Origin of the sequence: Streptomyces swartbergensis (assembly GCF_002148965.1) — a bacterium.
Classification (GTDB): domain Bacteria; phylum Actinomycetota; class Actinomycetes; order Streptomycetales; family Streptomycetaceae; genus Streptomyces; species Streptomyces swartbergensis.
In genome coordinates this window covers 1-4645 of sequence record NZ_NGFN01000502.1, presented here as the reverse complement: position 1 = coordinate 4645, position 4645 = coordinate 1, and the positions used below count along the sequence as shown (strand labels likewise).

Annotated in this window: 1 protein-coding gene and 1 pseudogene; both read right to left on the bottom strand. The window is 72.5% G+C overall.

Translation table 11 applies throughout. The features are described 5' to 3' along the window. Nucleotides 1-427 (bottom strand): annotated as a pseudogene (locus CA983_RS40995) (hypothetical protein); the annotation flags it as partial. A 120-nt stretch (nucleotides 428-547) separates the two neighbouring features. Continuing rightward, a partial coding sequence (fxsT, locus tag CA983_RS40990) for an FxSxx-COOH system tetratricopeptide repeat protein (protein WP_244207315.1) occupies nucleotides 548-4645 on the bottom strand: 4098 nt, incomplete at its 5' end.

Genomic DNA, 4645 nt, shown 5'->3' with positions numbered 1-4645 from the left:
GCAGGGGGTGGGCGGCCAGGTCGGTGGCGGCGCGGGCCAGTCCGGGGCCCACGTCGGCTCCTGGTTCGTCGCCTCGGGCTGCGAGTGCCGTGAGCAGCGCCCGGATGCGCTGCTGCGGCGGCACGGTGCCGGGCGGGCGTTCGACGACCGGGCCGGATGCGGCGGCCGCCGAGGCCAGTTCGGCGTACGGGTCGTCGTAGAGGACGGCCCATGCCGCGGTCGTCTCGTCGCTCGGGCCCAGGCTCGCCGGGCCCGCACCGGTACCGCGTGTGGTGCCGGACCGGGGCGGCAGGCTCGCCCCGCCGGCCGCGAGGGTGGCACCGTGTGCCGTCCCCCAGTCGTAGGGCACGATGTCCAGCCCGCCGCGCTGTGCGGCCAGTCCGGCCGTCACACGCCCCACCAGGGCGGAGAGGGCCGGTTCACGCACCCCGGTTCCGTGAACGAAGACGACCGCCGTCATGCGCCCCCCGTGACACGAACACCCTTGCGGTGTCAACTGCTCACTATGGCAAGGAAGTTGGACCCAGGCAATCAGACGCGGTCCGTGTCACATGGGCATGGGAGCGATGTCGCACTCGATACGGCGGCGCTGGCGGGCGGCCTGGAGCCAGGGGTGGTCGTTGCGCAGCACCGCGGCGAAGCCCTCCACGGCCTTGCGCTGGAGCACGTCCGCCTCGTCGGCCCGCCCGAGTCCCCGCAGATCGAGGGAGAGGTTGGAGGTGCAGGAGAGGGTGAGCGGATGATCCCCGCCCGCCACCTCGGTCAGCAGCGGCAGGTTGGCGGAGTCGATCGCGTGCGCCCGCTCGAAGTCGAGCCGCCCGTACGCGGTGTTGGCCCGGCCGATGCCGACGGTGAGGGTGATGACGTGCTGCGCCCCGACCGTGTCGCCGAGCCGGCGCACGACGTCGTCCTCCAGTTCCTGCGCGATGTCCAGCGAGCCCAGGGCCCGCTCGGTGGCGGCCAGGTTCGCCCTGGTCACCAGTGTGTGCGCGTGATCCGGTCCGAGGCGCCGCACCAGCCTGGCCACGGTGGACTCCGCGATGCGCCGGGAACCCTCCAGGTCCCCGGCCAGACGCCGGTCGACGCAGACGTTGGTCGCCGTGGTCAGCGAGTCGAGGTGCTCGTCGCCGTAGCGGGACTTGAAGTTGCGCAGGGTCTCCTCGGCGAGCTTGGCGCCCTCGGCGAGGTCTCCGTCCCGGCGGCGGCAGACTCCGAGGTCACGGGCGATGCGCAGGGTCAGGGGGTGCTTCTCACCGAGCGCGGTGAGCGCCCGGCGGTAGACGTCCTCCTGCCATTCGCGCGCCTTGGGGTACCGGCCCGCCTCGCGCATGTCGATGGCCACGCAGTGCAGGGTGTTGAGCGTGAAGAAGCTGGAGTCGCCGAGCAGCATGTCGCGCTGACGGGCGGTCTCCTCGTCCAGTGGCAGCGCCTCCCTGAACTCTCCGCACAGTCTCAGGTCGACGCCCCAGCTGTGGCTGCCCCGCAGGGTGGCCGGGTCCTCGGGGCCGAACAGTGAGCGGGCCAGTTCGGTGGCCTCCTTGCCGAGGTCCCGCGCTTCCTGGAACCGGCCCTGGTACCGGTGGGCGTCGGACATCTCGCACAGGGAGTCGATGAGTTCCTCCGGCTCGACCCGCACCCGGCGGGAGACCTCCAGCGCCTTCTCGGTGAGCGGGATCGACTCGGCGATCTGGCCCACCTGGCGCAGCAGGAACGCGAAGCCCTTGGTCATGCGGATGACATAGATGTCCTCCTCGCCGGAGGCGGCGAGCCAGGCGCTCCACGCCTGCCGGCCGAAGGCCGCGGCGCCTTCGTGGTCGCCCCAGTAGTAGAGGAACCACATGGTGTCGTAGACCAGGTCGCGCACATAGGGGTCGGTGCTGGTCACCGCCTGGGAGGCGAGCACGTGGGGCAGCAGCGCCTGGTAGTCGCGCCACTCCTGGGAGGATCCGTAGGGGCCCCGGTTGGCGGCGGACAGCAGCTGGTGGGCGGCGTCCCGCATCCTCTCGCGTTCCTCTTCGCTCAGCTTGGCGAGGAGCACGGTCTGGAGCAGGCGGTGCATCTGGAGGGTGCCCGCGCGCGGGTCGACCTTGATCAGGGAGAACTGGCTGAGGTCGCGGATGGCCCGGTTCAGTTTGATCGGCTCGCGCAGCATCGGGTCGATCTGCGGTGTGATGTTGACGCCTCGGCTGCTGCGCAGGATCGACCTCGGGATCGGCTCGGGAGCCATGCTGGCGCAGATGTCGAGAAGCTGACGGGCGCCCGGATTGTTCTCCCTGATGCGCTCCAGGGAGATGTCCCAGGCGGCGGCGACGGAGACCGGGTAGTCGGGGCTCTGCTCGATCTCCAGGATCTCCGGGCTGCGCTGGGCGAGCAGTTCGAGGTACTCGTCGACCTCCATGCCGGTGACGCCGAGCCAGGCGCCCGCCTGCTCCACGGCGAGCGGCAGGTCGCCGAGCGCTTCGGCGAGCCGGTCGGCGTCCTCGCGGGGCAGGTCCTTGGCGCGCTTCTGGAGCAGTTCGATGGACTCGTCGCGCTCGAAGACGTTCACCGGCAGCGAGGTGGCCACCCGTTCCCAGCCCCGGTTCCGGGAGGTGACGATGACCTTGCCCGGCCCGTTGTGGGGGAAGTAGCCGCGCACCGCCTCGATGTCCTCGGCGTTGTCGAAGACCAGCAGCCAGTTGTCGTACGGCGACCCCGTGCGCAGCGCCTCCAGTACGGCGGGCACGGCGGTGTTGGCCGCGGCGGCGCCCAGGCTGTCCTGGCCGGCCGGTGCGACACCCAGCTGGGAGGCGAGGGAGGACAGTGCCGCCAGGATGAGGCTCTCGCGTTCGGCGGGGATCCAGCAGATGATCCGGTAGTCGCGCTGGTGGGTGTAGATGTACTCCAGCGCCAGCTGGGACTTGCCGACGCCACCGAGGCCGTGCAGGGCGTTGGGCAGCACGGCTGCGGTGTCCTGGGCGGCGAGCTGCTCCTCCACGGCCCTCAGCAGCGCCTGGCGGCCGACGAACGATGTGTTGCGCATGGGCACGTTCACCAGTAGGGCCGGCGTTGCGGTCGTGGTGCGCTGCATGAGCGGCTCTGCCTCCGGGGTCTCTTGTGGGTGGGCGCCGGCCGTCGGAGACGGCGCGGATTCTCCGGTCGGATCGGACAGGGCCGAATCCGGGTTGATGTCCGCTGGGCTGGATGGAGTCGTTTCGCCCGGATTATTCACCTGTGGGGGTGGATGGGCAGACGCGCTGTTCTCCACCTGTGCCACCGCGGCGGTCGGCGGGTTCCTGGACAGATTCGGTTCGATGCGCCTGGCCCGCTCGGCGTAGGGCCCCGACAGGGCTCGCATCACGGCCAGTTCGCTCCGTGCCCAGCCGCGTTCGGCGGGGTCGGGCAGCCGGGTCCGCAGCGGGTCGTGCAGGGCGGCGCGCAGGGCGACGCCCCGCTCCCCCGCGGCGGGCAGCTCGCCCACCACGCTGACGGTATGGGCGAGTTGGCTGCGCGTGGTGGTCGCGAGCAACGCCTCGCGCACGCCCTCGGCGAACTCGGGGCGCCCTTCCCCTCCGCCTTCCCAGTCGATCAGCCCGCCCATGAGGATCTCGGCGAGGTGATCGGGACCGGTCTCCGGCATGACGCGTCGCCGCAGCTGCTCGACGAGGTCGAAGTCGAAGGGAACGGCGGCGAGTTCGGTGGCGAGCCGACGGGCCGAAGGGGTGGCCAGGCTGAAGAAGCGCCGTACGGCGGCGGTGGCGGCGCGTGGGAGGCGCGGGGCGCGCAGACCGGGAGCGGGCGCGCCCTTGCTCAGGGCTCCTGCCAGCACCACGGGCAGCGAACGCCGGACGCCGCGCCCACCGGTGACCAGATCGGACCAGGCGGCGAGGGAGGCGGGTTTCAGGGAGAGCACCGGGACGGCGACGGAGTCGTCGCCCGCTTCGGGCAGAGGCCGCATCGGATCGGGGCCGCCGGGCGGCGCCCAGTGCCCGAGGCTGCCGTTGGGGGCTCCGAACCCGCCGGCCTCCAGGACGGCCGGGTACGGGTAGAGCGAGGAGCGGTGGCGCAGATGCGGCGGCAGCAGGTGGACGAGGGCGGTGGGGCCGGCGTGGGCGAGGCGGCCGAGGAGCTGGTCGGCGGCGGTGGCGGCCCAGCCGTGGGCGAGTCCGTCGGTGACGACGAGGAAGGTCCGGCTGCCCCGGCCGTCGAGCAGTTCGGCGGGGTCGGTGACGGCCCGTCCCGTGGACCAGCGCAGGGTTGCGGTGCCGGTGCGCGGCACGCTCACCCGGAGCGTGCGCACACTCCGGAAGGCGCCGCTGTGCTCGGCGGCGCGGGCCAGGCGCGCGGCGCTCTCCTCCCAGATCCGCATCGTGGGCGCGTCGTCGAGCAGCAGCACCAGGTCGAAGGCGGAGACCCGGGCGGGCCGCAGAAACGGCATCCACAGACCGTCGACGAGGCCCTGTTCGGCGGTGGTCTCCTCGTCCAGCTCCAGGCTGTCGCGGGACGGGATGCGGCGGGCCAGCTGGTGCAGGGCGCGCGCGAGCAGGGCCGTGACGCGGCCGGGGCCGGACGGGTCGGGTTCGGCCCGGGGCAGCAGCGGCGGCCCGAGGCGCAAAGTGAAGCGGCCTTCGGGGTGGGGTAAGAAACGGCTGACGGCCCGGGCGAC